Annotated in this window: 1 protein-coding gene; it reads left to right on the forward strand. The window is 43.1% G+C overall.

Going from position 1 to position 816, the window contains the following annotated elements:
* Positions 1-333 precede the first annotated feature (333 nt).
* Positions 334-816, forward strand: a 483-nt coding sequence (gene pth, locus ACS8FC_RS16380) for an aminoacyl-tRNA hydrolase (RefSeq protein WP_439297556.1), incomplete at its 3' end; no start/stop codon positions are given.

The following is an 816-nucleotide window of genomic DNA, read 5'->3' on the forward strand; positions in this document are numbered from 1 at the left end:
GAGCTAGAAGACGGCCATGACCGTACTATCGTTAACATGCAGCCACCAACGGTTGAAGAAGTTGACGAAGATGCTGACGACGTTGATGCTGATGAAGTACCAGCAACTGAGCAAAACGACGACGCTGATGCTGAAGAAAGCAAAGACGACGAGTAATATACTATGTCTAGGTAGCACTTTATTTTGTGCTCCCTAGGAACAGACTCGTTTAGTTAAGAAGACAGCAGGTGATTTGAAATCTCCTGCTGTTTTTGTAAGTAAGGTTTGAGAATATACTGTCTATCAATATTTTAAACCTTATCCTTATTTATCAAATTTAAGCAGGGTGTTTTTATGGCCATAAAGCTTATTGTCGGTCTTGGTAATCCTGGTCAGCAGTATATGTTTACGCGTCATAATGCCGGATTTTGGTTTGTCCATCATTTGGCACAGCAGTTCAACATTACGCTCTCCCCTGACAAAAAATTTCATGGGGTAACAGGACGTGGGCACATTCATGGCTCTGATGTGCGGTTACTTATGCCTCTGACGTTTATGAATAAATCTGGTCAGTCAGTCGTGCCTATGGTAAATTTTTATGGCATCAAAAACGACGAGTTATTGATTGCTCATGATGAGCTCGATATTCCAGCTGGTAGCATTAAGCTCAAAACCGATGGTGGTCACGGTGGTCACAATGGCCTACGTGATATTACGCCGCATATCGGTAATGACTTTCATCGTCTGCGTGTGGGTATCGGCCATCCTGGTCACAAATCTAAAGTCAGTGGACATGTCCTCTCAAAAGCGTCTCCCAATGAGCAAATCGCCATTGAT

The sequence above is a fragment of the Psychrobacter sp. 1Y4 genome (assembly GCF_051847555.1).